Source organism: Stenotrophomonas sp. Steno-C18, from assembly GCF_056393195.1.
Window position 1 is genome coordinate 104,363 of the sequence record NZ_JBWJOX010000002.1, and the last position, 25,530, is coordinate 129,892.

General features: G+C 68.3%; 23 protein-coding genes and 2 riboswitches. Of the genes, 13 read left to right on the forward strand and 10 right to left on the reverse strand.

Translation table 11 applies throughout. The annotated features are described in order from the left end of the window. Positions 1-101 precede the first annotated feature (101 nt). Positions 102-191: riboswitch (glycine riboswitch) on the forward strand. 13 nt (positions 192-204) lie between these two features. Next, a riboswitch (glycine riboswitch) is annotated at positions 205-311 on the forward strand. Positions 312-397: 86 nt separating this feature from the next. Beyond that, a complete protein-coding gene (locus AC06FE_RS04985; RefSeq protein ID WP_446540683.1) occupies positions 398-1,015 on the forward strand; it encodes a trimeric intracellular cation channel family protein in 618 nt (205 codons plus the stop codon). Between the two features lie 148 nt (positions 1,016-1,163). Here the strand turns inward: AC06FE_RS04985 and AC06FE_RS04990 are convergent, their stop codons facing one another. The 4 genes from AC06FE_RS04990 to AC06FE_RS05005 all read right to left on the reverse strand — a co-directional run bounded on the left by AC06FE_RS04990 (position 1,164) and on the right by AC06FE_RS05005 (position 3,575). Further along, positions 1,164-1,502, reverse strand: a complete 339-nt coding sequence (locus AC06FE_RS04990) for a YegP family protein (protein ID WP_132863414.1) — start codon at positions 1,500-1,502, stop codon at positions 1,164-1,166. A 122-nt stretch (positions 1,503-1,624) separates the two neighbouring features. Continuing rightward, positions 1,625-1,885, reverse strand: a complete 261-nt coding sequence (locus AC06FE_RS04995) for a GIY-YIG nuclease family protein (protein ID WP_132863412.1) — start codon at positions 1,883-1,885, stop codon at positions 1,625-1,627. Between the two features lie 18 nt (positions 1,886-1,903). Beyond that, positions 1,904-2,347, reverse strand: coding sequence for a hypothetical protein (locus AC06FE_RS05000; protein ID WP_192286783.1), 444 nt, complete (start codon positions 2,345-2,347; stop codon positions 1,904-1,906). A gap of 154 nt (positions 2,348-2,501) precedes the next feature. Next, positions 2,502-3,575 carry a 3-deoxy-7-phosphoheptulonate synthase gene (locus tag AC06FE_RS05005; protein ID WP_132863409.1) on the reverse strand — a complete coding sequence of 358 codons (1,074 nt, stop codon included), beginning with the start codon at positions 3,573-3,575 and terminating at the stop codon, positions 2,502-2,504. A gap of 355 nt (positions 3,576-3,930) precedes the next feature. Between AC06FE_RS05005 and trxC the strand changes: the two genes are divergently transcribed. From trxC to AC06FE_RS05035, 6 genes are all read left to right on the forward strand, one after another. Further along, positions 3,931-4,371, forward strand: a complete 441-nt coding sequence (trxC, locus tag AC06FE_RS05010; RefSeq protein WP_313252880.1) for a thioredoxin TrxC — start codon at positions 3,931-3,933, stop codon at positions 4,369-4,371. 18 nt (positions 4,372-4,389) lie between these two features. Next, positions 4,390-4,767: a YkvA family protein gene (locus AC06FE_RS05015; RefSeq protein WP_313252882.1), complete on the forward strand. Its 378-nt coding sequence runs from the start codon at positions 4,390-4,392 to the stop codon at positions 4,765-4,767. A 295-nt stretch (positions 4,768-5,062) separates the two neighbouring features. Next, positions 5,063-5,968 (forward strand): LysR family transcriptional regulator, encoded by a 906-nt coding sequence (locus tag AC06FE_RS05020; protein WP_313252884.1) that lies wholly within the window; start codon positions 5,063-5,065, stop codon positions 5,966-5,968. A 307-nt stretch (positions 5,969-6,275) separates the two neighbouring features. After that, on the forward strand, positions 6,276-8,411 hold the full coding sequence (locus AC06FE_RS05025; RefSeq protein WP_478072412.1) for an acetate--CoA ligase family protein: 2,136 nt from the start codon (positions 6,276-6,278) through the stop codon (positions 8,409-8,411). Continuing rightward, positions 8,408-9,913: an acetyl-CoA acetyltransferase gene (locus AC06FE_RS05030; protein WP_478072413.1), complete on the forward strand. Its 1,506-nt coding sequence runs from the start codon at positions 8,408-8,410 to the stop codon at positions 9,911-9,913. The genes AC06FE_RS05025 and AC06FE_RS05030 overlap by 4 nt, the downstream gene beginning before the upstream one ends. Continuing rightward, on the forward strand, positions 9,910-10,710 hold the full coding sequence (locus AC06FE_RS05035) for an enoyl-CoA hydratase-related protein (RefSeq protein WP_478072414.1): 801 nt from the start codon (positions 9,910-9,912) through the stop codon (positions 10,708-10,710). The genes AC06FE_RS05030 and AC06FE_RS05035 overlap by 4 nt, the downstream gene beginning before the upstream one ends. Before the next feature lie 261 nt (positions 10,711-10,971). Here AC06FE_RS05035 and groL read toward each other — a convergent pair whose 3' ends face one another. Then, the gene (groL, locus tag AC06FE_RS05040; protein WP_132863399.1) at positions 10,972-12,618 is read right to left on the reverse strand and encodes a chaperonin GroEL; all 1,647 of its coding nucleotides are present in this window, start codon (positions 12,616-12,618) and stop codon (positions 10,972-10,974) included. Between the two features lie 85 nt (positions 12,619-12,703). Further along, entirely contained in the window at positions 12,704-12,991 is a 288-nt protein-coding gene (locus AC06FE_RS05045; protein ID WP_132863397.1) for a co-chaperone GroES, read from the reverse strand. Between the two features lie 252 nt (positions 12,992-13,243). Here AC06FE_RS05045 and AC06FE_RS05050 point away from each other — a divergent pair, with 252 nt between their 5' ends. The 5 genes from AC06FE_RS05050 to AC06FE_RS05070 are packed head-to-tail and all read left to right on the forward strand — an operon-like array spanning position 13,244 to position 16,795. Then, a complete protein-coding gene (locus tag AC06FE_RS05050; RefSeq protein WP_132863396.1) occupies positions 13,244-13,708 on the forward strand; it encodes a DUF2628 domain-containing protein in 465 nt (154 codons plus the stop codon). 22 nt (positions 13,709-13,730) lie between these two features. Next, complete coding sequence (locus AC06FE_RS05055; RefSeq protein ID WP_192286791.1) at positions 13,731-14,234, forward strand: hypothetical protein; 504 nt, start codon at positions 13,731-13,733, stop codon at positions 14,232-14,234. After that, positions 14,231-15,607 carry a M48 family metallopeptidase gene (locus AC06FE_RS05060; protein WP_313252890.1) on the forward strand — a complete coding sequence of 459 codons (1,377 nt, stop codon included), beginning with the start codon at positions 14,231-14,233 and terminating at the stop codon, positions 15,605-15,607. The genes AC06FE_RS05055 and AC06FE_RS05060 overlap by 4 nt, the downstream gene beginning before the upstream one ends. Continuing rightward, positions 15,604-16,233 (forward strand): hypothetical protein, encoded by a 630-nt coding sequence (locus AC06FE_RS05065; protein ID WP_192286793.1) that lies wholly within the window; start codon positions 15,604-15,606, stop codon positions 16,231-16,233. Before AC06FE_RS05060 ends, AC06FE_RS05065 begins: the two co-directional genes overlap by 4 nt. 25 nt (positions 16,234-16,258) lie before the next feature. Further along, on the forward strand, positions 16,259-16,795 hold the full coding sequence (locus AC06FE_RS05070; protein ID WP_132863390.1) for a hypothetical protein: 537 nt from the start codon (positions 16,259-16,261) through the stop codon (positions 16,793-16,795). 52 nt (positions 16,796-16,847) lie between these two features. On the opposite strand, the gene AC06FE_RS05075 is transcribed toward AC06FE_RS05070, so the two are convergent. Beyond that, positions 16,848-19,847, reverse strand: coding sequence for a protein kinase domain-containing protein (locus tag AC06FE_RS05075; RefSeq protein ID WP_478072415.1), 3,000 nt, complete (start codon positions 19,845-19,847; stop codon positions 16,848-16,850). Then, positions 19,847-20,431 (reverse strand): ECF-type sigma factor, encoded by a 585-nt coding sequence (locus AC06FE_RS05080; protein ID WP_478072416.1) that lies wholly within the window; start codon positions 20,429-20,431, stop codon positions 19,847-19,849. Before AC06FE_RS05080 ends, AC06FE_RS05075 begins: the two co-directional genes overlap by 1 nt. 184 nt (positions 20,432-20,615) lie before the next feature. On the opposite strand from AC06FE_RS05080, the gene AC06FE_RS05085 reads away from it, so the two are divergent. Further along, complete coding sequence (locus AC06FE_RS05085) at positions 20,616-22,367, forward strand: endonuclease (RefSeq protein ID WP_478072417.1); 1,752 nt, start codon at positions 20,616-20,618, stop codon at positions 22,365-22,367. Positions 22,368-22,520: 153 nt separating this feature from the next. Here the strand turns inward: AC06FE_RS05085 and AC06FE_RS05090 are convergent, their stop codons facing one another. Together AC06FE_RS05090 and AC06FE_RS05095 are read right to left on the reverse strand one after the other, a co-directional pair. Next, on the reverse strand, positions 22,521-24,836 hold the full coding sequence (locus AC06FE_RS05090) for a hypothetical protein (protein ID WP_478072418.1): 2,316 nt from the start codon (positions 24,834-24,836) through the stop codon (positions 22,521-22,523). Positions 24,837-24,856: 20 nt separating this feature from the next. Next, positions 24,857-25,528, reverse strand: a complete 672-nt coding sequence (locus tag AC06FE_RS05095) for a PilW family protein (RefSeq protein WP_192286798.1) — start codon at positions 25,526-25,528, stop codon at positions 24,857-24,859. Positions 25,529-25,530 lie beyond the last annotated feature (2 nt).

Consider the following 25,530-nt stretch of genomic DNA (forward strand, 5'->3'; position numbering starts at 1 on the left):
ACGGCCCCGCCGCCGGCTGCTTTCATGTGGGAGCAGTGCCACCGACAGGCGCGGACTGCCAGATCCGGCCAGTTCATGCTGCAATGCAGCAGTTACACTGGCACCCGGATGCAGGAGAGAGGCGCCACGCTGGCGCCCGCCGAAGGCGCAGGCTCCCATGATCGCTCAGGCCGGTGGGCTGGAATCCCACCAACCATGCATCCGATACGCCGAGCTGGAGAGAGGTTGCCGGACACCGTCCGTGCAATCCGCCGAAGGGGCACGCGGCCATCGCCGCTGAACTCTCAGGCACAAGGGACAGCGGGAGCGGCACCGGTCAACGCAGTCCCATCCTTGCCCAGGCAGGGGTGGCGGCAGGCGCGTGGCCGGCCCCACCGCTCTGCCTGGAACCCACAGCATGCTGCTTTCCCTCATCTACCTGATCGCCATTTCCGCCGAAGCCATGACCGGCGCGCTGGCCGCCGGCCGGCGCCGCATGGACCTGTTCGGCGTGGTCATGATCGCCTGCGTCACCGCCCTGGGCGGCGGCTCACTGCGCGACATCCTGCTTGGCCACTACCCGCTGGGCTGGGTGAAGCACCCCGAGTACCTGGGCTTCACCGTCTGCGCGGCGCTGGTCGCCACCTGGCTGGCGCGCTGGATGCACCATTTCCGCAGCACCTTCCTGGTGCTGGACGGGCTGGGCCTGATCGCCTTCACCCTGATCGGCTGCGCCATCGCGCGCGAAGCCGGGCATGCGCCGCAGATCGTGCTGATCGCCGGCATGCTCACCGGCGCGTTCGGCGGCGTGCTGCGCGACATCCTCTGCAACGAGGTGCCGCTGATCTTCCAGAAGGAGCTGTACGCGATCATCTCGCTGCTCACCGGTGCGGCCTACCTGCTGTTGCTGCACTGGCAGGTGGCCGACGACACCGCGATCGTGTGCTGCCTGCTGGGCGGTTTCGCACTGCGCCTGCTGGCCATCCGCTACCGCTGGGAGATGCCCAAGTTCGTCTACCAGGATGAGGTGCATTGAGCTGGCCGGTGCTGCCCTCACCCCAACCCCTCTCCCGCGTGCGGGAGAGGGGCCAGGTTCACGACAGCTTGAAGTGATCGGCGCAACTGCAGTTTCAAAGCCCCTCTCCCGCACGCGGGAGAGGGGTTGGGGTGAGGGCAAAACCCAACTACCCCGCCGTCTTGTCCTTCACCGTCGTGCTCGGCCCATTGCCCTTGACGCTGGTGATGCCGGCTTCGCGCGCGGCCTGCGATGCGTACAGCTGGCTGCTGCCGATCACCTGGTGGTTGGCGGCCTTGAGATTGAAATGGTGTCGACCATCGCTGCTGGTCTTGCGCTCGTAATGCGCTTCATCGGGGCTGTTCTTCTGCACCGAGGCGATGCCGTTCTCGGCCGACGCGCGCGTGGTGTAGCGCTCGCTGGTGAGGATCACCTCGGCGTTGCCTGCCTTGAGCACGAAGTAGAACTGCCCGTCCTTGCTCTTCTCCAACTCGTACCAACCTGCCATCACGAACCCTCCGCTTGAGGACGATGCCGACATGCCGCTGGACAGCCGCATGCGTGGCTATGGTGCCCGGCTGCCCGGGCGTTGGCGCCGCCCGGAACGGCGGCTGCAAGCCAGACTCTACCTCAATCCCCAGCCCGCTCCAGCCACGCCAGCTTGTGCTGGCGGGGGAGCTGCTTGATCTGCCATTCCGCGCGCGAGGCGGCGGCACGGTCGGCGTACGGGCGCATGCCCAGTACCCGCAGCGGCGGGTGCGCGCGCGTGTAACGCGCGCCCTTGCCGGCCAGATGGGCCTGGAAGCGCGCCTGTACATCGGTGCTGATACCCGCGTAGTAGCTGCCATCGCGGCATTCCAGCAGGTACAGGAACCAGGCACCGTTACCCACGCGCGCTCCCGCCCGCTGTTACAGGCTCGCCGCGTCGGCGATCTTGCACAGGCCTTCACCCACCGCCTTGTTGGAGGTCAGCTGGCCGCCCTTGATGCTGAAACGCACCTCGACGCGGATGGTGCCGTCGTTCTGGCGGCGCACGGTGGTGCGCAGCGGCACGGTGGAGCCACCGCCACCGCGCACCGTCTGCTCGGCGGCGATGTAGCCGGTCTGCTCGTTCGGCGAGACACCCACCAGCCCCTCGGCCTCGATCGCGGCCACGGTCTTGCGGAAAGCCTCGGGGTAGCTGATGCCTTCGTGGTCGGTGGAGGCCAGGAACTGCTTGCCGGTGGTGAAGCCACCGCTCACCGCCAGGTTCTGCAGGCAGCCACTGCCCGAATCCACGACTTCCCTCTTGGCCATCGCCACGGTCGGCACCAGCATCATTGCCAGCACCATACTGCACGTACGGATACGCATCACTTCCTTCTCCATAAGCGGTGATTTCTAGGCTTCCTGCCGCGTGAGGCGCTCTCCCCTGAGACCACAGCAGGCGGGAGGCGTTGCGCCTCCCGCCGCGTAAATTACTTGGACTGGCCGGTGCGTGCCAGTGTGGCTGTCACGCTTGGCCCAGTCAGGCGGCCGCTTCCAGCTGTGCCTGGCGGCGCCCACGCACGGCCTCGGCCAGCCGCTCAAGCACCTGCACGGTGCTGTCCCAGTCGATGCAGCCGTCGGTGATGCTCTGCCCGTAGACCAGCGGCTGGCCCTGGACCAGCTCCTGGCGGCCGGCCACCAGGTGGCTCTCGATCATCACCCCGACGATGCGCTGCTCACCGCCCTCCAGCTGGCCGGCGATGTCCTCGATCACGCGCGGCTGGTTCTCCGGCTTCTTGCTGCTGTTTGCGTGGCTGGCGTCGATCATCAACCGCGCCGGCAGCTGCGACTTGCCCAGCACCTCGCTGGCCGCCTGCACGCTGGCCGCGTCGTAGTTGGGCGCCTTGCCGCCACGCAGGATCACGTGGCAGTCCGGGTTGCCCTGGGTGGCCACGATGGCGGTGCCGCCCTCCTTGGTCACCGACAGGAAGTGGTGCGGGTGCGAGGCTGCGCCGACCGCGTCGGCGGCGATCTTCACGTCACCGGTGGTGCCGTTCTTGAAGCCCACCGGGCACGACAGCCCGGAGGCCAGCTCGCGGTGCACCTGGCTTTCGGTGGTGCGCGCGCCGATCGCGCCCCAGGCCACCAGGTCGGCGATGTACTGCGGCGAGATCACGTCCAGGAACTCCACGCCCGCCGGCAGGCCGAGGCGGTTGATGTCGCGCAGCAGGCCGCGCGCCACGCGCAGGCCCTTGTTGATGTTGAAGCTGCCGTCCAGGTCCGGGTCGTTGATCAGGCCCTTCCAGCCGACTGTGGTGCGCGGCTTCTCGAAGTACACGCGCATGACGATCTCCAGCTCGCCGCCGAGCGCATCGCGCAGCGGGCGCAGGCGCTGGGCGTACTCCATCGCCGCGACCGGGTCGTGGATGGAACACGGGCCGACCACCACGGCCAGGCGGTCGTCCTGGCCGTGCAGGATGCGGTGCAGCGCGGCGCGGGCATCGGCCACGGTCTGCGAGGCCTCCTCGTCGCAGGGCAGCAGCGACAGCAGCTGGGCCGGCGGGGTCAGCGGTTCAAGTTTGCGGATGCGCAGGTCGTCGGTGTGGGGGGGCATTGCGGGGGTCTCCAATCCAGATCGTGAAGGGTGTGGCCCCAGCGTTGGCGGCATGAAAAAAGCCGCCAGGTTCGCTGGCGGCTTTTCGGGAATGCGTCTGAAGGTTTCTTCAGGGTGAGCGCAGTCCTTCCTCCGCCAGCGGCTTCGGAAAGTAATACCAAAAGTAAAAGCTGGCGCGGGCTGCGTTCATGGGATGCATTGATAACACGCTTTTTTGTGCAATGCGACAGTTACAGCCGCAACGGACGCGGCGGTGGTTTCGTTCATCCAGCGCCGTCGTGGGCCGGCCCCGGTCGCCGCGCTTCACCCCGGCGGCCACATACTGCAGCGCAGTCCACTCCTGTCCCACATGCCGATGAGCACCCCGAGCCCCGACCTGCTGCAGATCGCCTGCCCGCACTGCAATGCCATCAACCGCGTGCCGGGCACGCGGCTGGCGCAGTCGCCTGCGTGCGGCCGCTGCCACCAGGCCCTGTTCACCGCCGTGCCGATCGCCCTGGATGAGGCAGCCTTCCAGGCACATGCGCAGCGCTCGCAGATTCCGCTGCTGATCGACTTCTGGGCGGCATGGTGTGGCCCCTGCCGGCAGATGGCACCGGAGTTCGCCAAGGCTGCCGCGCAGCTGGAACCACACATGCGGCTGGCCAAGGTCGACACCGAGGCGCAGCCGGCGCTGGCCGCGCGCTTTGCCATCCGCAGCATCCCGACCATGGTGCTGCTGCAGGGCGGGCGCGAGATCGCGCGCCAGTCCGGCGCGATGTCGGCCAGCCAGATCGTGCAGTGGGCCCGTCGCTGACGACGGCATCGAACACACATGGCAGGTCTGCGCCAATGGGCCAGGGAGCTGAAGCGACAGACGCTGGTCGTCTACTTCGTGGCGCGCGACCCGCGCACGCCATGGCCGCTGCGCCTGCTCGCCCTCGGGATCGCGGCGTACGCGCTGAGCCCCATCGATCTCATCCCGGACGTCATCCCGCTCCTGGGCTATCTCGACGACCTGGTGATCGTGCCGCTCGGTCTGCTGCTGGTGCTGCGCCGGGTGCCGGCAGAAGTACTCGATGACGCCCGGCAGCGGGCTGCGGCCGCGGCGACACGGCCGGTCAGCCGCGCCATGGCCGCCATCATCGTGGTCGTCTGGATCGCATCGCTGACGGCGCTGGGGGCATGGCTCTGGCGGTCGATGCCGGCCTGATTCCTGCCTGGACGTGCGTTCGCGCGTAGCAACCTGATCCAGGCGATGCCGTGCGTTCATCGTTGGAGCGAACCACGGTCGTTGGCGTCCGGCTGTTGCCGCAGTACACCGTGGCAAGGCCGTTGGTGTGGCGTTGTTTCCTGACGGAACAATGGCGACTGTAACCCCGTTGTCCCGAAACAGAACGGTGGAAACCACGCAGGAATGCGGGCCACGCGTGGTTGGCGATGCCGCGCATTACAGCTGCCGGGCGACTCCCCATACTGGACTGCCCCATCGCCACTCCGCCACGCGCATGCGTACCGAATCCCGGTTGCTCCAGATGTTCGTCGCCGTGGCCGACGCGCTGTCCTTCACCCGCGCGGCCGACGCCCTGCACGTTGCCCAGCCATGGCTGTCCGCGCAGATCCGCAAGCTCGAACGACAATTGGGCTTCGAGCTGTTCATCCGCGACAGCCGGCGCGTCGCGCTGAGCGAACAGGGGGCCGCGCTGCTCGCGCCGGCACGGGCGGTGATGCAGGCACTGGATGCGTTCAACGCCGGCGCGCTGCTGCTGCGCCGGCAGCAGGAGTGGCCGTTGCTGCGGATCGGGCTGCCACCGTATTCGCACCTGTTCGCCGAACGCGTGGTGCTGCTGGAACGTTTCGCGCAGATCCATCCACGGCTGCGCATCGAGACCGTGGTCGGCTGGAGCCCGGAGCTGGTCGAGAAGGTGGCCGACGAGAAGCTGGACATGGCGTTCGTCGTTGGCGAGGTGATCGATCCGGCACTGGAGTACCGGGTCGTGGCCCAGTCCAGCTGCGAACTGCTGTGCCGCCGGGACGACCCACTGGCACAGCTCGACGTGGTCAGCGACCGCGACCTGCATGGCAGGACGGTGCTGGTCTTCGAGCGTGCCCTGAACCCACCGCTGTACGACCAGTTGTTCAACGGTCCCAAACGCGCCGGCGCGGTGTTGCGCGTGGACCACGAAATGATGAGCGACCTGTGGCTGGAGCACATCCTGGCCAACCGGGCGCTGGGCCTGAACTTCATCCGCCGTCCCCCCGCGCAGTTACAGGAACAGCTCTGCGCACGGCCGATGATCGACCAGCGCCCGGTGCTGCTGCGGCTGGCGCGCCGCCGCGGCACTCCCCATCCGGCCACGGAACTGTGCTGGCGCATGGCATCGGCGTTCGAGGGCATCGCCGATGCCGGCTGAGCGCCGCGGGCAAGAGCAAACACGTCTGGATGGCCATGCTTTTCGTATTGGACGCGTCCCCCGCCGTTTCCGATAGTGCATTGCATGCCGCGTCTTCTTGAACCTGTTCACGTCCTGCACGGACACGTCCGAACAACGGGCCGGGCGCATGCCGCCCAGGCGCGTGAACAGCTTCAAGCCGGCGCATGGCGTGCGCCCCCTCAGGTGCCCTGACCTCATCCGCTACCGCACGTGGCACGCGCGTCCGTTCCCGCGCGGGCAACAACCGTCGCGTGCCGGCGGCGCCCGATTGCACGAGAACTCCCCCATGAATGCACGATTGAATGCACACGCCGATGCGCCTGCCTCGCTCGATGGGCTGCTGCGCCCCCGCGCCATCGCGCTGGTCGGCGCCACCGAACGCTCCCGCTGGTCCAACGGGGCATTCGCCAACCTCGGCGAACTCGGCTACGCAGGCCAGGTACACGTGGTCAACCCGCGCGGCGGCCATATCCACGGACTGCGTGCCGCCGCCTCCTGCCGGGCGATCGGCGAACCGGTGGACGCGGCACTGCTGATGGTGCCCTCGCATGCCATCGAGGATGCCTTCGCCGACCTGCACGAGGCGGGCATCGGCAATGCGGTGATCCTGACCTCCGGCTTTGCCGAGACCGGCGATGAGGGTGCACGCCGCCAGGCCGCGCTGGCGGGCCTGGCACGGCAGCATCAGGTCAACCTGCTCGGGCCGAACTGCCTGGGGCTGATCAATTACATCGACCGCATCCCCTTGTGGACGATCGGCCTGCCTACCCGCCTGACCGGCAATGTCGCGTTGATCTCGCAAAGCGGTGCCACCGCCAGCTACATCGCCGACCATGCCGGGCGCCAGGGCGTGGGACTGAGCTACATCGTCTCCACCGGCAATGAAGCCGGCCTCAGCGTGGCACGCCTGGTCGACTACCTGGTCGATGACGAAGCCACCCGGGTCATCTGCCTGTTCCTGGAAACCACGCGCGACACCGTGACGCTGGCAGCCGCCGCGCGGCGTGCGTTGGCCGCCGGCAAGCCGGTGGTGGCGTTGAAGATCGGCACCAGCCCGGTCACCGCGAAAGCCGCGCAGGCGCATACCGGCTCGCTGGTCGGCGATGACCGGGTGTTCGACGCCGCCTGCCGGCAGCTGGGCATCATCCGCGTACGTTCGATCGATGACCTGGTGGCCACCGCCGCATTGCTGTCGCGCCTGCGACCGCGCGGTGGTGGCAACGTCGCCGCCATCGCCATTTCCGGTGGCATCTGCGAGATCGCCGCCGACCGCGCCGAAGCCAGCGGCCTGGCACTGCCCGAGTTGTCCGTGCGCAGTCGTGACGCGCTGCGCGAGGTGATGCCGTCCTTCAGCACACCGCACAACCCGCTGGACCTCACCGGCGCGGCCATCCTCGACCCGGCGCTGTTCGCGCGCAGTATCAAGGTGCTCGACCAGGACCCCGAGATCGGCCTGATCGCCTGCCTGTACGACCTGCCCACCGAGCCCCGCCATGGCTACAGCCAGCAGGTGATCCAGCAGGTGGGGCAGGCGTTCTCCGCCGCCAGCACGCCCGGCGTGCTGCTCAGCATCGCACCGCGACCGGTGCCGGATTTCAGCCGGATGCTGGCCGAGCACCATGGCCTGGTCTATCTGGGCGTGGGCCTGGACCGCGGCGTGGCCGCCATCGCCCAAGCCCAGTGGTGGGCACGACAACATCCTCTTTCCCCGCAGCCATCCCGCACCGCGTTGCCGGCCGGCGAAGACGTGCAACGCCCGCGGTCGGAGCGGGAGACGCTGGATTTCCTGGTGACCCAGGGCGTGCCGGTGGTGCCGGCGCGGATGGCGAGCGACCCGGTGCAGGCGCAGGGCCATGCCGCCAGCTTCAACAGCCCGGTGGTGCTGAAGATCGCTTCGCCCGACATCGCCCACAAGAGCGACGTCGGCGGCGTGCGCCTGGACGTGGCCGTCGAAGAAGCCGCCGATGCGTACCAGCAGCTGCGCCATGCGGTTGCGTCCGCGCGGCCCGATGCACGCATCGATGGCGTGCTCGTTTCGCCGATGCGCCGCCATGGCATCGAGCTGCTGGTGGGCGTGGTGCGCGACCCACAGTGGGGGCCGGCACTGGCAGTCGGCCTGGGCGGGGTCTGGGTCGAACTGTTCAAGGACAGCAGCCTGCGTCTGTTGCCGGTCAGCGCCGAGGATGTGCTGGCGATGCTGGGCGAGCTGCGCTGCTCGGCGCTGCTGGATGGGTATCGCGGCGGGCCGGTCGTGGACCGTCGCTGGCTGGCCGAAGTGATCGCGCGCATCGGGGATGCCGCCCTCGCCCTGGGGCCGGACCTGGCCTCCCTGGAGGTCAATCCGCTGTTGGCCAGCGGCGGGCGGGTCGAGGCACTGGACGGCCTGGTGGTCTGGAATACCCCAGCGGAGCCGGCCCAGTGAGCAGCCCTGCCACCCAGCCGGTGATCGTTGGCATCGGCGAATGGCTGGACCGCCCGGCCGATCCACGCGACGGGCTGGAGCCGGTCGACCTGATGCTGCGTGCCGCGCGCGTGGCCGAGGACGATGCACGTGCACCGCTGCTGCAGCAGGTCGATTCACTGGACGTTGTCAACCTGTCCAGTTGGCGCTACCGCGATGCGCCGGGCCTGTTGGCCGAATGCCTGGGCATTGAACCGGCACATCGCGCGTATGGAACGGTGGGCGGCGAGAGCCCGTTGCGGCTGATCCAGGAGGCTGCCGAACGCATCATCGATGGCCAGAGCCGGGTCGCGCTGATCTGTGGCGCCGAATCCCAGTCCACCGTCGGCAAGGCCGCCGCGCAGGGAATCACGCTGCCTTGGACGCACTGGGCCGAGGATGGACCGGCGCCGCTGCGCGGTCACACGCTGGTGCATCCGCTGGCCGCCGCGCTCGGCTGCGACCGGCCCGCCACGGTCTATCCATTCTATGAAACGGCCAGCACGGCCCACTGGGGACAGACCCCGTCCGCGGCGCAGCGCGAGAGCGGCGAGTTGTGGAGCCTCTACGCGCGGCATGCCGCCGGCAATCCCTGCGCGTGGCTGCGCGAGCCGTACAGCCCGGCCGACGTCACCACGCCATCGGAACAGAACCGCTGGATCGCCTGGCCGTACACCAAGCGCATGACCGCCAATCCGCAGGTCAACCAGGGTGCGGCCGTGCTGGTGACCAGCCTGGCGCTCGCGCGCCGCGCCGGCCTGCCCGAAGAACGCCTCGTGCACATCTGGGGCGGCGTGCATGCCAACGAGCCCGGCGACTTCCTGGCACGCGACCACTACTGGGAAAGCCACGCCCAGAGCACGGTGCTGGAAAGCGCACGCCACCTTGCCGGCGGCGTGTTCGAAGCGATGGAGCTGTACAGCTGCTTTCCCTGCGTCCCCAAGATGGCGCGCCGCGCGCTCGGGTTGCCGGCGCGCTTCGAGCCCACCGTCACCGGCGGGTTGACCTTCTTCGGCGCACCGCTGAGCAACTACATGACCCATGCCACCTGCGCGATGGTGCGGCGCCTGCGCGCTTCGCGTTCGTTCTTTCCCGGGTTGCTCTATGGCCAGGGGGAATTCGTCACCAAGCACCATGCACTGCTGCTGGCCCGGCGTCCCTACCCCGGCCATCCGGACCTGGCCTTCAGCAGCGTGCAGTCCATCGCGGACAGCCGGCGCGGCGAAGTGCCGCCGCTGGAAGTCAGCCCGGCCGGCGAAGGCCAGCTGGAAGCCTTCACGGTCATCCATCGCCGCGATGGTTCCGTCGCGCACGGCGTGGCCATCCTGCGCACGCCCAGCGGCACCCGCACGCTGGCCGAAGTGGCCGCCGACGATGCCTGGACGCTGGCGGTGCTGACCCGCAGCGAGGTCGCGCCGATCGGCAGGCGCGGCCTCCTGCAGCCGACCTCGCGCGGTCATTCCCGATGGAGCCTGTCCCGATGAACAATGAAGCCATCATCCAGCTGGGCCGCACGGTCAGCGTGCGGCTCGTCGGCGCCCACGTCGCCCTGGTCACGCTGCAGCGGCCACAGGTGCGCAATGCCATTGACGCCATCACCGCGCTCAACCTGGAGCAGGCAGTACAGCTGACCGATGCCGACAGCGAGGTACGTTGCGTGATCCTCACCGGTGCCGGCGATCAGGCGTTCTGTGCCGGCGCCGACCTGAAGGCCATCGCCAATGGCGAGGCCGCCGCGCTGAGCACGACGCGCGGCGGCTTCGCCGGTTTCGTGCACCAGCCCCGACGCAAGCCCTGGATCGCCGCGGTCAATGGCCTGGCGCTGGCGGGCGGCACCGAGATCGCGCTGGCCTGCGACCTGATCGTCGCCGCCGGGCATGCCGCCTTCGGCCTGCCCGAAGTCCGGCGCGGGCTGGTCGCTGCCGCCGGCGGCCTGTACCGCCTGACCCGCGCGATACCGCGTGCACTGGCCATCGAGCTGATCCTCACCGGCGAGCAGCTGCCGGCCGCACGTGCGCAGGCGATCGGCCTGGTCAACCAGGTGGTGCCCGGGCCGGAGCTGCTGGCCACGGCCATCGCGCTGGCCGAGCGCATCAGCGCCAACGCGCCACTGGCCGTCTGCGAAAGCCTGGCGGTGGCCCGTGCCGCGTTCGACCATGACGACCGCGTGCTGCGCGAGATGAGCGCCAGCGCGATCCGCGCGGTCGCCGGCAGCCGCGACTACCTGGAGGGCCCGCGCGCCTTCCTGGAGCGACGACCGCCGCACTGGAGCGGGACATGAGGCCGGACGGCACGGGCTGAGCGCAGCGCATCCGGGTGCTGCCCATGGCGGTGCACGCAGCAGGTAGCGGCGCATGCCCCCAGGCCCGCCCTGCCCACCGCCGGCGGGCTCCCCCGGCATCCGGGTGCGCTGCGCCCAGCCCGTCCGCCCTGCGCCGGAAGGCTGCCGCGGCGCAGGCCGCCACGCCACCTGCACAAAAGCAGAACCCCGCCTTGCGGCGGGGTTCTGTGTGTTACCAGCAGCGGTGAGGCTGCGGCGGACTTAGAAGTCCATGCCGCCCATGCCACCCATGCCGCCCATGCCACCGGCGCCCATGGCCGGCTCGTCCTTCTTCGGCGCCTCGGCCACCATCGCTTCGGTGGTGATCATCAGGCCAGCGATCGAAGCGGCGTTCTGCAGGGCCGAACGGGTCACCTTGGTCGGGTCCAGGATGCCGAATTCCAGCATGTCGCCGAACTCGCCCGAAGCAGCGTTGTAACCGAAGCTGCCGGTGCCTTCCTTGACCTTGTTGACGATGACCGACGGCTCTTCGCCGGCGTTGGCAACGATTTCGCGCAGCGGGGCTTCCATCGCGCGCAGGGCGATCTGGATGCCGTGGTTCTGGTCTTCGTTGTTGCCCTTCAGGCCCGCCAGCGCGGTGACAGCGCGCACCAGCGCGACGCCGCCGCCCGGGACCACGCCTTCCTCAACGGCTGCACGGGTAGCGTGCAGGGCGTCGTCGACGCGGTCCTTCTTTTCCTTCATTTCGATTTCGGTCGAAGCGCCGACCTTGATCACGGCAACGCCGCCGGCCAGCTTGGCCACGCGTTCCTGCAGCTTCTCGCGGTCGTAGTCCGAGGAGGTGTCCTCGATCTGGGTCTTGATCTGCTTGACGCGCGACTCGATGGCAGCGGTATCGCCGGCGCCGTCGATGATGGTGGTGTTCTCCTTGGAGACCTGCACCTTCTTGGCGCGGCCCAGGTCCTTGATGGTGGCCTTTTCCAGCGACAGGCCCACTTCCTCGGAGATCACGGTGCCGCCGGTCAGCACGGCCATGTCTTCCAGCATCGCCTTGCGACGGTCGCCGAAGCCCGGTGCCTTGACGGCCACGACCTTGACGATGCCACGGATGGTGTTGACCACCAGGGTGGCCAGCGCCTCGCCTTCGATGTCCTCGGCGATGATCAGCAGCGGCTTGCCTGCCTTGGCGACGCCTTCCAGCACCGGCAGCAGGTCACGCACGTTGGAGATCTTCTTGTCGTGCAGCAGGATGAACGGGTCGTCCAGGTCGGCGGTCTGGGCCTGCTGGTTGTTGATGAAGTACGGGGACAGGTAGCCGCGGTCGAACTGCATGCCTTCCACGACGTCCAGCTCGTTCTCCAGGCCCGAGCCTTCCTCGACGGTGATCACGCCTTCCTTGCCGACCTTCTTCATCGCTTCGGCGATGATGTTGCCGATCGACTCGTCCGAGTTGGCCGAGATGGTGCCGACCTGGGCGATGGCCTTGTCGTCAGCGGTGGGCTTGGAGATGTTCTTCAGCTCGGCGACGGCGGCAACCACGGCCTTGTCGATACCGCGCTTGAGGTCCATCGGGTTCATGCCGGCGGCAACGGCCTTGGCGCCTTCGCGGATCAGGGCCTGGGCCAGCACGGTGGCGGTGGTGGTGCCGTCGCCGGCGTCGTCGTTGGTGCGCGAGGCGACTTCCTTCACCATCTGCGCGCCCATGTTCTCGAACTTGTCAGCCAGTTCGATTTCCTTGGCCACGGACACGCCGTCCTTGGTGATGGTCGGGGCGCCGAAGCTCTTCTCGAGCACGACGTTGCGGCCCTTCGGGCCGAGGGTGGCCTTGACGGCATTGGCGAGAACGTTGACGCCGCGCACCATGCGCGAACGGGCGTCTTCACCGAAACGAATATCCTTAGCAGCCATTGCGATTACCTCTGAGTAGAGCCGAGCCATGCTCGGCCGCTTTTATCGGGAAAGGGGTCTGTTTCGAAAGCAGGGGGAGCGCGGCTCAGCCGATGACGGCGAGCACGTCGTCTTCGCGCAGCACCTTGTACTCGACGCCTTCGGCCTTGTAGGTCGAACCGGCGTACTGGCCGTAGATGACCTTGTCACCGACCTTCAGCGACGGGGCGCGCACCGAGCCATTGTCCAGCGGCTTGCCCGGGCCGACGGCCACGACTTCGCCCTTGGTGGACTTTTCCTTGGCCGAATCCGGGATCAGGATGCCGCCGGCGGAGATTTCGTCGGCTTCGATCGGCTTGACCACAACGCGGTCGTGAAGCGGCTTGATGCTCATGAAGAACCTCTTAAGTATTTGATTGGCCTGAAGATCCGGCGACGCCACCACCCCCGACCAGAGGGTGCCGGTGCCACGCGTAAAAACGCCCGTCCAACGGGCTTGCTCGGGAGATGGGGCCCGCCCGGAGGCTTTCAAGGGCCGGCCGGCAATTGATTGCCCAAATAAATGACGCAATCGCGCCCGCTTTGGTGATTGTCCTGGTACGGCCGCACACGGCGGCCACCCGAGACCCCCGAACCGGAGAGCCCCATGGAACAGAATCCCTACGCCGCGACCGCCACCCCGGTCAGCACCCCCACCGGCACCCAGATCGACACGCTGGACGTGTCTGACCGCTGGAAGCAGTACTTCAAGGGCCTGCAGAAGTACGGCGGGCTGGAAGGCCAGCTGTTCAAGGCCATCCCCAAGGGACCGGAGCGCCTGGCCGCGGCCAAGGAGATGGCCCCGCCGATGTCGGCCTTCCTGCTGGCCTTCGTATTCGGCTTCTTCTACTACCTGGTCAAGGGCATGTGGAAGAAGGGCCTGGTGCTGGCACTGATGACCTTCGTGGGCCTGACCGTGTTGGTGACGGTGCTGTACCTGATCGGCGGCGAAACCCTGGCCGGTGGCGCCCGCTACCTGGGCGGCGTGGCCTTCGGGATCATGGCCCCGCGCGACTTCTATTCCTTCAAGGTGCTGGGCGACAAGGGCTGGCTGCCGGTCCGGCCGTTCTGAGCCGGCCTGCGAGAACCCGCCGATGACCCCTTCCCTGGCCTCCACCGCCCCGGCCGGACCCGCCGCCGCGGTGGCCACGCCCGCCTACCCGCGCTTCGTCCAGATCTGGCTGGGCGTGGACCTGACCCTGTGCACGCTGACCGGCATTCTGGCGCTGGTGGCCACCTACCACCTCAGCCGCGGCGACGTCGGCGACTATCCGCCGGCGCTGGCCATTGGCCAGACCGTCGTGCAGTCGGCCATCGCGGTATTCGGCATCAGCGGCAACCTGCTGTTGATGCGGCACCGTGCCGCCGGCTTCTGGCTGGCCTGCCTGGCGCTGGTGGCGGTCTGCGTCGGCATGGTGATGTCCATGCACGAGCTGCGGCTGCACATCGCCGCGTCCGATGACGGGGGCTGCCCGCCCGGCCTGCTGCTCGGCTTCGTCCTCACCCTCAGCTGCCGCTACCTGCTGAACATGGTCTATGCCTTCGCGCTGCGTGACGCCTGGCGCACGCTGCAGGCCAAACGGGGAAGCGCGGCATGAGCACGCTGCGTACGCCCTCGACCCGCCCGACCGCCTTCTGGGTCGGGCTCGGCGTGCCGTTGGCGATCGTGCTGGTCGCGGCGTGGCAGTGGTACCGCGCCGCGCACTGGCGGCTGGACGTGGCCAGCGGCCACGACGCCGGGCCGTACCTGGGACCGCTGGCGCTGGTCACGTTGCTGCTGGGCATGACCGCCATCGCCGCGTTCTGCCTGGCCCTGCTCGGCATGCGCCGCGCCGCCTCGCATGCCCTGCTCTCGCGCGATGCGCTGGTGGAGGCGTTCAACCGCGGCAGGCGCTGGCTGCCGGCGTTCATGGTGGCGCAGACCCTGTTGGTGTTCGGCGGCCTGATCGGCGTGCTGCTGTTCGAGATCGGCCGCGCCATCGACCAGCACTACGTCTCCGGCAACGCGATGAAGATGGTGATGTTCGCCGGCCTGATCGTGCTGGCCCTGCTCTGGTATGGCGCGCGGATCATCTGGGACACGCTGCGCGTGACCCTGCGCCGCCAGGACGCCGAGCCGATCCAGATCATCGGCCAGACGCTGTCGCCGGCACAGGCACCACAGCTGTGGTCGTTCGTGCAGGACATCGCCCGGCGTACCGAGGCACGCGTGCCGGACACCGTGGTGGTGGGCCTGAACGAAGGCTTCTTCGTCACCGAGCACGCGGTGCAGCTGGCCAATGGCCAGCGCGTGCCCGAGGGCCGCGTGCTGTACCTGCCGCTGCCGTACATGAGCTTCATGGAACGCCCCGAGGTCTCGGCCGTGGTGGCGCACGAGCTGGGCCACTTCACCGGCGAGGACACCCGCTACGGCCTGCAGTTCAGCCCGATCTACCGTTCCTTGCTCAACAGCATCCTGGCCGTGACCAACGAGCACGCCGCCGACGATGACGGTTGGCGCGCGTGGATCACCGCGCCGGCCAGCCTGTACGGCAAGTGGTTCCTGCACAGCTTCGACGAAGCAGTGCATCACTGGAGCCGCGAGCGTGAACTGGCGGCCGATGCGTTCAGCAGCCGAATCGCCGGCACCGCGCCGGCTGCGCTGGCCCTGCTGCGCAGCGCGGTGCTGCAGGAGTTCATCGACGAAGCGCTGGCACACAACCAGCAGGCTCCCCCGCACCTGCGTGAAGGCGTGCTGTCCCGGGTACGGCGGCAAGTGGCCGAACACGGCCTGGGCGACCCACGCAACCACCTGGACGACCAGCAGTCGCATCCGCTGGACACCCATCCCACGCTCAAGCAACGCCTGGATGCACTGGGCGTTGCGATCACCCCCGAACTGCTGGTCCGCACCCGCGACCGCCGCCAGAGCAGCCTGCTCGCGGAACTGGGCCTGGAGGCCAGCACCCCCACGCCAATGGAGACACCATGATCGACATCGCTTCGTCGCTGGAAAAGGAATACGGCGACATCTCCCAACGCGAACGCGAGAGCACCCTCACCGAGCTGCGCAGGATCGAGGCCGCCGGGCGGGGCCGGGCCGAGATCAAGCCGCACGCGATCATGCTGCCGCTGTTGTTCGGCTTCGCCGGTGGCATCGTGGCCTATGGCGCGTCCACCTCCAGCGCGATGTCAGGCACCAGCGCCATGATCGCCATCGCGGTCGGCGTGGTGCTGGTGCTGGCCAGCCTGTGGGCCCTGCTTGCCCCGCGCGCGGCGCGTTTCACGCTCACCGAGGAGGGCATCCGGGTGAAGCAGCAGCTGCTGCCCTGGGACACCATCGTCGACTACGGCGTGGTCGAGCATTCGTACAACGGCTTCAGCACGCACACCTCGGTGACGCTGCTGCACAGCGAAGGTTTCACTCCACCCAAGCTCGGCTTGCTGGTACTGTTCGGCGGCAGCACGCGCGACCGCAAGAGCGGACTGTACGAAACCCGATTGACCCTGCACGCCGGTGCCCGCGGCATGAACTGCGAAAAACTCGCCAAACGCATTGGTGATTTTTTCGCCGCGGCCCAGGCCCGCCATGAATTGCGCCGGATGCAGGCCGATTGACACCATTACAACAAGGAGATCCACGATGAAGAAAATCAAATTCCTGACCCCGTTGCTGTTGCTTGCCCTGCTGGCCGGTTGCAGCCAGCTGATGGGCCCCTCCGCCTCCGACTACATGGAGCGCAACCTGAGCGTCTGGAACAGCCTGATCGCCAAGTTCAACCAGTGGAGCGACGGCAGCAAGGCCGAGCAGTTGAACGCCAAGCTGGAGGAGCGCAAGGGCCTGGTCGAGATGAAGCCGGTGCTGGATACCGCGCGCGCCGAGACGGTGACCCTGCGCGAGTCGATGCAGCAGCAGCCGGTGCCGGAAGATGCACAGGAACTGCACGCCAAGACCATGGCTTCGCTGGACTCGGCGGTGGAATGGTTCGACGCCATGCTCAAGCTGACCGCACTGCCGGATGACTTCAGCAACGAACAGGCACAGCCGCTGCTGGACGCGGTCGACAGCGCCGCCGGCAAGTTCGACACGCTCACCGACGAACTGGACGTGATGCAGGAGGCCTACGCCAAGAAGCACCGCATCACCCTGCAGATGCAGGCCCCCAGCGAAGAAGAGTAAGACGCCACCGCAAGGACGCGGTGCGGTACACAGGAGCCGGACGACAGGGAGGTCAGATCGTCGGTGACTTTCCCTCTCCCCCGCGCGGGGAGGGGGATTGAAGACGCAAGGCCTGGGCAGCGACCCGCTTGACCTGCGGCGGCGTGATCGGCGAAGCCAGCAGGAACCGGGCATCGGTGGCGATCCGTGCATCCACGGCCTCCCGCTCGGCGCCCTGCAAGCGATGGCACATCTGCAGGATCAACCGTTCGTAGGCGGCCTGCCACTCCAGCAACGGCGATTGGCCCTGCCTGCCCTCGTTGCGCCGCACCTGCTCCAGCAGGTCATCGGGGCGGCTGCAACGCCCTTCCAGCACCTCCAGTTCGGCCAGCATGAAGCGCGTGGACACGAACAGTTCGTCCTTCGGCGTCTGGCCCAGCGCGGTGAGCCCGGCCAATGCCTCCCCAGCAAGCGCGCGCGCGGCATCCATCCGGCCCAGGTCACGGGCATCACCGGCCAGTTCCAGCTTCAACAGCTGCACGTCGACGCCGCTGTCGTCGCCGTTGCGGGCCAGCACCTGCAGGGCCTGCTGGTGCAGCGCCTGCGCACCCTGGACATCGCCCATGAAACTGCGGCTGTTGCCGATCAGCTCCAGCGCGTCGTTGGTGCTGTCCGAGCCGATGCGCTCCAGCGCCGCCAGCACCTGGCGGGCGATGCGCTCGGCCGTGACGTAGTCGCCCTTGTACAGGTGCATGCGCGCGCCGTTCTGGGTGGTGATGATGGCGCGGAAGCTGTCCGGCCCACCGTTGGCCACCGCGTAGCGATGGGCGATGTGGCTCAATGCGATGGCTGCATCCACGTCGCCCTGCCCCAGCTTGGATGCGGCCAGTGCGATCGCCGCGGCGGCGGTCGGCTCGGATTCCTCGCCGAACTGTGCGCGGGTGGCGGCCAGCGTCGGTTCGAGGATGGCATCGGCCTGCGCGTAATCGGACTGCTTGACCAGCGCACGGCCCAGCCATGCCGCGCTGACCAGGCTGCGCGGGTGGTTCGGGCCGTACAACCCGCCGTTGGCCTCCACCACCTGGCGCAGCAGGCTCACCGCTTCTTCGCTGCCACCGGTGGCGCTGAGCAGGTTGGCCAGGTCCTCGCGCATCTGGTTGAGTTCGGCCACCGACTGCGGCACCTGCCGCTGCGCCAGCGCGATGGCCTGGCGCAGGTGGGCAATGGCTTCGGCGCGCTTGCCACGCGATTCGTCCAGGCCTGCGTACTGGTGGAAGGCCTCGGCGAGCCGGCCTTCGCCCTGCGCGCCCAGCGCCTGCAGCTGCGTCACCGATTGCCTGAACCAGCGTTCGGCCGGATCAAGCTGGCCGGCGCGCCGGTACAGCGTGGCCAACTGGTAGGCCGCCACGCCACGCTGCAGGCGCGCGGCGGTACTGGTACCCGGGGACCGGGCCAGGATCCGCTCCAGCATCCGCATCGCCGTGGGGTCCGGCGCATCGCCCTGCCCGGCCACGCGCGCGTGGGTGATGGCCAGTTCCGTCGCCAGCATCGAATCCTCGCCCAGCGCCGCCACCGCCGCGTCATGGCCGCGCCGGGACAGTGCCTCGGCCTTGGCGTACTCGCCCAGCCCGATGTAGGTGCGCGACAGCGCATCGAACAGGCGCGCCTGCATCTCTGGCTGTCCGGCCAGGGTGGTCTCGGCCTGGCGCACGCCGGCATCCACCAGTTCCAGCGCGGTGGGCGTCTTGCCGCCGGTCAGCTCCGGGTTGGCCGACTCGAACACGTTGATCAGGAAGTCGCGTACCGCATCGGCGGTGCGCGCCTGCTCGGTGGCACGCAGTGCTTCGCTCTCGGCGCGCTGCTGCTGCAGGCGCGCCTCATGGGCCTGCCACAGGGTGCCGCCCATGCCCGCCAGCAGGGTCAGCAACAGCACCGTGACCACGCTGACCCCGATGCGATGGCGATGCAGGTAGCGGCGCAGGCGATCCCAGCGGTCCGGCGCGCGTGCCGATACCGGACGCCGCGCGATGGCGGCATCGATGTCGGCCAGCAATGCGTCCACCGAGCCGTAACGTTGCGCCGGCGACTTGGCCAAGGCCTTCAACGCGATGGCATCCAGGTCCTGCAGCAGCGGCCTGGCGCCGCCCTGCGCCACGGCGGGCACGGCCTGCGCGGCCGGTGCCTGCGGCAGCTCGTCGCGGATGCGCGCCATCATCGCGCCCAGCGGCAGGCCATCCAGGTCCAGCGGCGCGCGGCCGCACAGCAGGTAGAACAGCAACCCGCCCAGCGCATACACATCCGAGCGCACGCTGGCGCTGTTGTCGATGATCAGCTCCGGCGCGGCGAACTCCGGCGTCAGCGCCACCTGGGTCGCACCGGCGGCCTCGCTCTGGTCCGACGCCAGCACGCGTGCGATGCCGAAGTCGAGCAGGTGCGCCTGGCCCTGCGCGTCGACCAGGATGTTGCCGGGCTTGATGTCCCGGTGGATCACCAGCTGCTCGTGCGCATAAGCCACGGCCACGGCGACCTGCCGGAACAGCGCCAGGCGCGCCTGCAGGTCCGGCTGCACGCGGGCCAGCCACACGTCCAGCGTGCTGCCTTCGATATGGTCGGTGACCAGGAACGGATGGCCATCGGCCATGCTGCCGGCGTCCAGCAGGCGCACGATGCCCGGGTGCTGCAGGCCGGCCAGCACGCGCCGTTCGGATTCGATGTTGCGGGCCAGCGCCGGGCGGTCGTCACGGATGAACTTGATCGCCACCTGCTTCTCGAACAGGCCGTCGGCACGCTCGCCCAGCCACACCTCGCCCATGCCGCCGCGGCCGATCATGCGCAGCGCACGCCAGTTGCCGACGATCTCGCCGCTATGGCCGATCGGGTCGGCCGCCGCGCGCGGCACCAGGTAGCCCACCGAGCGCTCGATGCCGGCCAGCCAGCCGCGCAGGGCGGCGGCATCCTCGGTGTTGTCGTCCGCCACCCGGGCGATGAACGCCGCGCGCTCGGGTTCGGGCAGGTCGAGCAGTTGGTCCAGCAGCGCCTCGCGGCGCAGCCAGTCGTCGGGCGTGGATTCCATCAGGCGTCCGGATGCAGGCGTTCGTACAGCCAACCGCGCGCCTTGAGCCAGTCGCGGCGCACGGTGCTGCGGTCGATCTCCAGCACCTCGCCGGTTTCCTCCTCGCTGAGGCCGGCGAAGTAACGCAGCTGCACGACCCGCGCCAGGCGCGGGCGCAGCTTCTCCAGCCGCTCCAGCGCGTCGTTGAGCTCGAGCAGCTGCTCGGCCTCGTCCAGGTCGGCCTGCATCACCTCCACCTGGCCCAGTGTCTCGTGGCGCACGCCGCTGCCGCGCTTCTGCGCGACCCGGTCGCGGGCATGGTTGATGACGATGTTGCGCATCGCGCGCGCGGCGATGGCCAGGAAATGGTTGCGGTCGATCTGCTGGAACAGCTCGGGTGAGGCCGCGAACTTCAGGTAGGCCTCGTTGATCAACGCGGTGGTGGACAGGGTCTCGCCAACCGCACCGCGGCGCCGGCGGTAACGGGCGATCTGGCGCAGTTCCCCCTGCATGTCGGTCATCAGCTGGGAGAGGTCCACCTCGCGCCCGCCCAGCAGGCTTTCCAGCCGCTGGCCGATCTCGACCTCGTAATCATCCGCTTCCATTACCACCTTGCCGGACCCACGCCCTGCCGTTGATCCGGGCAGCCTAGCAGCAACGCCGCCGGGCCGGTGTGGAGGTGGCCGCGCCGGTTGCGGCGGAACGGTCGCCTTCACTTCATTCGGTCATCTGCAGGCCGTACGCTTGCCGGCGGCGGGGATCCACCACCCAATCCGGGAACACAGCACAATGACCAAGCGTTCGATCACCGGGCCACTCGGCGTGGCCCTGCTCGCCGCCCTGGCCAGCAGTCCGGCCACCGCCGCGGTATTCGTCAATGAACTGCATTACGACAACAGCAACGGCGATGCGAATGAAGGCATCGAGGTCGTCGCCACCGCCGGCGAGGACCTGTCCACCTACAAGGTGGTGCTCTACAACGGCGCCTCGCCCTCGGCCGGCGTCACCTACAGCACCCGCAACCTGCCCGCGGGCAGTGCGGTCAACTGCGGCAGCGCCGTCACCATCGCCAGCCTGCGTTCGACCAACCTGATCCAGAACGGCGGCAACGATGGCATCGCACTGGTCGATGGCAATGGCCAGGTCGTGCAGTTCCTCAGTTACGAAGGCGCATTGACCGCCAGCAATGGCCCCGCGGCCGGCATGAGCAGCACCAACCTTCCGGTTTCGGAAACCAACAGCACCCCGGAAGGCACCTCGCTGCAGCTGGGCGGCAGTGGCAGTACGTACGCCGACTTCGCGTGGAAAACCTCCGCCGCGCAGACTTTCGGCCAATGCAACCTCAACCAGAGCTTCAACGGCACCGGTACCGGCACCGGCATGCGTCCGTCGGTGACCAGCACGCTGCCGGCCAACGGCGCCAGCAACGTCGCGGTGGCCACCGACCTGCAGGTGCACTTCAGCGAAGCCGTCACCGCCAGCAGCGGCGCGTTCGCCCTGCAATGCACCCAGGCCGGCGCGATCCCCCTGTCCTACCCGGGCAGCGGCACGCACTTCCCGCTGGCACCGCAGAACGTGCTGCCGGCCGGCGACAGCTGCCAGCTGACCGTCACCGCCAGCCGCATCACCGACGTCGACGGCATGACCCCGGCCAGCAACACCTCGGTGTCCTTCTCCGTCGCCAGCGCCACCACCGCCGGCTACTGGTCCAAGGTCAACACCAGCAGCCCGTCGCAGCTGCGCTGCTCGCTGCACGCCACCATCAAGGGCCACACCTCCTATCCGTACAGTGGCACCGGCACCAACACCTGGACCATCCTGGAAGTGGCCGACGAGGATCCCAACAACCCCAACAACATCCTGGACATCTACCGTAACCGCAGCTACCCGAAGGTCTCGGCGCGTGCCGGCACCGGTTCGGGCCTCACCTACAACCGCGAGCACACCTGGCCCAAGTCGCTGGGCTTCTCTTCGGCCACCGGTGACAAGGGCCTGCCCTACGCGCCACACACCGATGCACACATGCTTTACCTGAGCGACACCAACTTCAACTCCAGCCGTGGCAACAAGCCGCTGGCCAACTGCAGCAGCGGGTGCACCGCGCTGGCCACCGAGGCCAACGACGGTGATGGCGGCGGCAGCGCGCGCGGGCAGAAGAACTGGTTCGTCGGCCCCGACGGCAACGCCGGCAGCTTCGAGACCTGGGACGGCCGCAAGGGCGACATCGCGCGCGCGGTGATGTACATGGCCATCCGCTACGAAGGCGACCCGCATCCGGTCACCGGCCAGGGCGAGCCAGACCTGGAGTTGACCAACGACCGCAGCAAGATCGTGCTGACCTCCAGCTCGCCGGCGTACATGGGCCTGTTGTCGACGCTGCTGCAGTGGCACCTGGCCGACCCGCCGACCGCACGCGAACGCGAGCGCAACGAGGTGGTCTACAGCTTCCAGGGCAACCGCAACCCGTTCATCGACCACCCCGAGTGGGCGAGCGAGTCGCTGTTCACCTCGGCCAAGCCGGCGAGCTGCCAACTGAACTGAGGCACTCACGCCGACAGGCACCTGCCGGAGCAGGCCGGGCAACCGGCCTGCTCCCCTGCATAAAAAAGTGGCGTACCCCGGGGGATAAGCGGGGCACGCCACAAGTCAGAGAGAGGTGCCCCGCGAACGGCGAGCGTGGTTTCTTCTACTGGATCAGAGGTAACGCGACCATTGCACTGAGGCGGTGGCCTGCACCGAAGGCGTGGATTCCACGCCCTTGCTGCAGAACGGCAACTGCCCCAGGTTCTTCCAGTCCTGCGGCGTTTCCACCTTCAGGCCGCTGGCACCGATATCGATCTTGGAAAACTCGTTGTTGCCGACGCTCAGGCTGCCCTCGATATTGACCTTCGAGCCGCTGACGGTGACACGCTTGCCCAGCACCACCGAGCCACGGATGCTGGTCCAGCCCTGGGCATCCATGCCGCCGGTGCTGATCACTGCGGCATTGCCGATCGGCGCGCCGGTGTGGGGTTTGCCTTCGGCATCGGTCCAGGTCACCAGCTCGCTGCGGCTGGCGCACAGGTTGGTGGGGATGTAGCGGCCACCGCAGACCTTGCCGGCACCGGCGAAATTCGGTGCCTCCAGCAGCTTGCTGCCACCTGCGTCGATCAGGGCGAGGTCGCCCCGGACGATCAGTGAACCGACGATGGCGCTGGCCGCACGCACGTTCAGCGAGGCATCGAACCAGAACACGCCGGCCGGGGTCTTCTGCGGTTGCAGGTTCCACTTGCCGTTGCCGAACATCGCCCGGCAGCCCTTGTCGGCACCGGCCCAGCTGCCGCAGGCGAACAGGTCCTCCAGGACCTTCAACTGTTCCGGATCGGGGTCCAGCAGCGGGTAGACGGTGCCGACGGCATCGCCGATCACCACGCCATCGGCGCGGGTGACGTTGCGGATGGTCAGCTGCGGGCGGCCGTTGTTGCTGTCGAACAGGTAGTTGGACAGTTCCCGATAGGCGTCGGCATCGATGTAGTTGATGCGGACATCGCAGTACGGGAGCCCGGGCAGGCCAGGCGAAAGACTGGATTGCCCGTCCTGGACGGCGAAGCCGGCCGGCTGCAGCGCGGCGTTCATCAGTTGCTTGCCGGCACCGAAGTAACGGTTGCCGGCGGTGCGGCCCCAGACCGCCGGGAAGTCGGTGCCGGCAGCGCTGCCGCTCTGCGCCCAGATCGAGCCGCCACCGGCGAACTCGCCGATCTTCACGCCCTTGTACTGGATGGCCAGGCTGCCGGCGGCGCGCACGTTGTCGTAACTGCGGCCATCGCTGCCGAAGCTGAGGTTCCAACCCCAGGCGTCGTTGATATGGGTGGTCGCGCCGCTGCCCTGGGTGATCGCGCCGCCGAAGATCGCAGCGGACCTGAAGGTCAGCACGGCATTGCGGAAGGCCGGTTGCGCCTGCCCGGACAACTGTTCCATCACCGCCGCCGCACCGCGCAGCTCCCCGGTGCCGGCATCCAGTGCCGTACGCAGGTCCAATGCCGGCAGGTTCAGCAGGAACGCGACTTCATCGGCACTGCCCTTGCCTTCGGTGAAGGTCACCTTGACCTTGGCCAGGCCCGACGGCAGCACCGTACCGCGGGTCCACGGGATGCCACCGGTCACGGTGTCACCGATCAGGGTGCCGCCCACCTTGGCCTCCCCCACCGCCACGCCATCGGCGTAGACCACGGTGTCATAGGCACCGGTCCAGGCGCGCCCGACCGGGCCACCGCTGCCGCCGTTGAAGGTGATGTTCTTCGCCCACAGCCTGGCACCGGCCGGGAAATTCATGCCGCCAATGACCAGGTCGTCTTCGCTGTGCAGGTGGCCGTTGTCGGCGAGGTCGCCACCGCTGACGTTCACCGTGCCCTTGGCGCAGCCGGACACCTTGCCGCTGCCACCGGCGGTGATGGTCAGCTTGCCGGAGACCACGATGTTCTCGTAGTCGTACTTGTCATCGACCACCTGCGTGCCGGCGCCGTCCAGCCGCACGTCACCATTGAACACCACCGGTGCATTGGGCATGCCATGGCATACCGGCGGCGTGCCTGGCAGGCCGTTGCCCGGCATCACGTCGTACACCACTTCGACCGTGGCGGTGGTCAACGCCGTGCCGACCCCGGACTGTCCGGTGACCTGTGCGCTCACCCGGTAGTGGTCGCTGCCGACCGCCTGCACCGAGGTCAGCTGCGCACGGCTCACGCCCAGTGCAGCCAGACCCGCCACCGGCTTGGTGTCATTGCCGACCCAGCCTGGCCAGACCGTGCTGTCGACGGCGACCAGGTACTGGCGCAGGGCTTCCACGCCCCGCCACGCCGCGGCCTGCGCGGCGGTGGCCGAATGGGTGGTCAGCTGCTGCGACTGGGCACCGCGCAGCGAATAGAGCGTCGCCGCAACCGTGACCGATACCGCCAGTCCCAGCACCAGCACGATCAGCAGGGTGGCGATGCCACGCTGGTGGCGGGGTGGCGAATACGTCGTCCTCGACATGTGTGTGCGCTCCTGCGTCATCACGCGTTGACTACGGCAAGGTTGGGCAGGCAGACCGAGAACAGCACGCTGCTGCCATCGCCTGACTTCAGGTCCAGGGTGCGTCCGGCCGGCAGGCTTCCGGCATCGGACTGCTGCATGTAGGGCAGGCAGTTGACCGGCGCACCACTGAGATGGAAGGCATAGCCGGCAGCCAGGGACATCCCGCCCACCTCGTCGGCCAGCGTGAACACGCTGCCGTCCGGGTTGGTCGGCATGCGCGCCATCGGTTGCTGTTCGTTGGCATTCCAGGAAACGCTGGCCAGGCCGTTGCAGTCCTTGGCCGGCAGCCGGCTGATGCCATGGGTTTCCACCTGCAGGCCGGCGCAGCGGCCCTGCGCACCTTCCAGGAACCGCCAGACCACGCGTTTGCCGGCCTCGGAGATCACCACGCGATCCTCCAGCGAAGCAGTGGCCGGCATGCCGAAGCCCGCCGATTGCAGTTCCATCTGCGCGGCCAGCAACGCCGCCGACACCTGACCGTCACGCAGGGCGCTGCGCGAGGCATTGGCCGATACTTCGATCATGGTCTTGTACAGCACCAGCATCGCGGCGATGGTGATCAGCGAGATCAGCACACCGATCAGCAGGCTGATCAGGGTCTGCCCCCCTTGCCGGTTCGCGGCCAAATGCAATGCAGGACGGCGCGCCATGC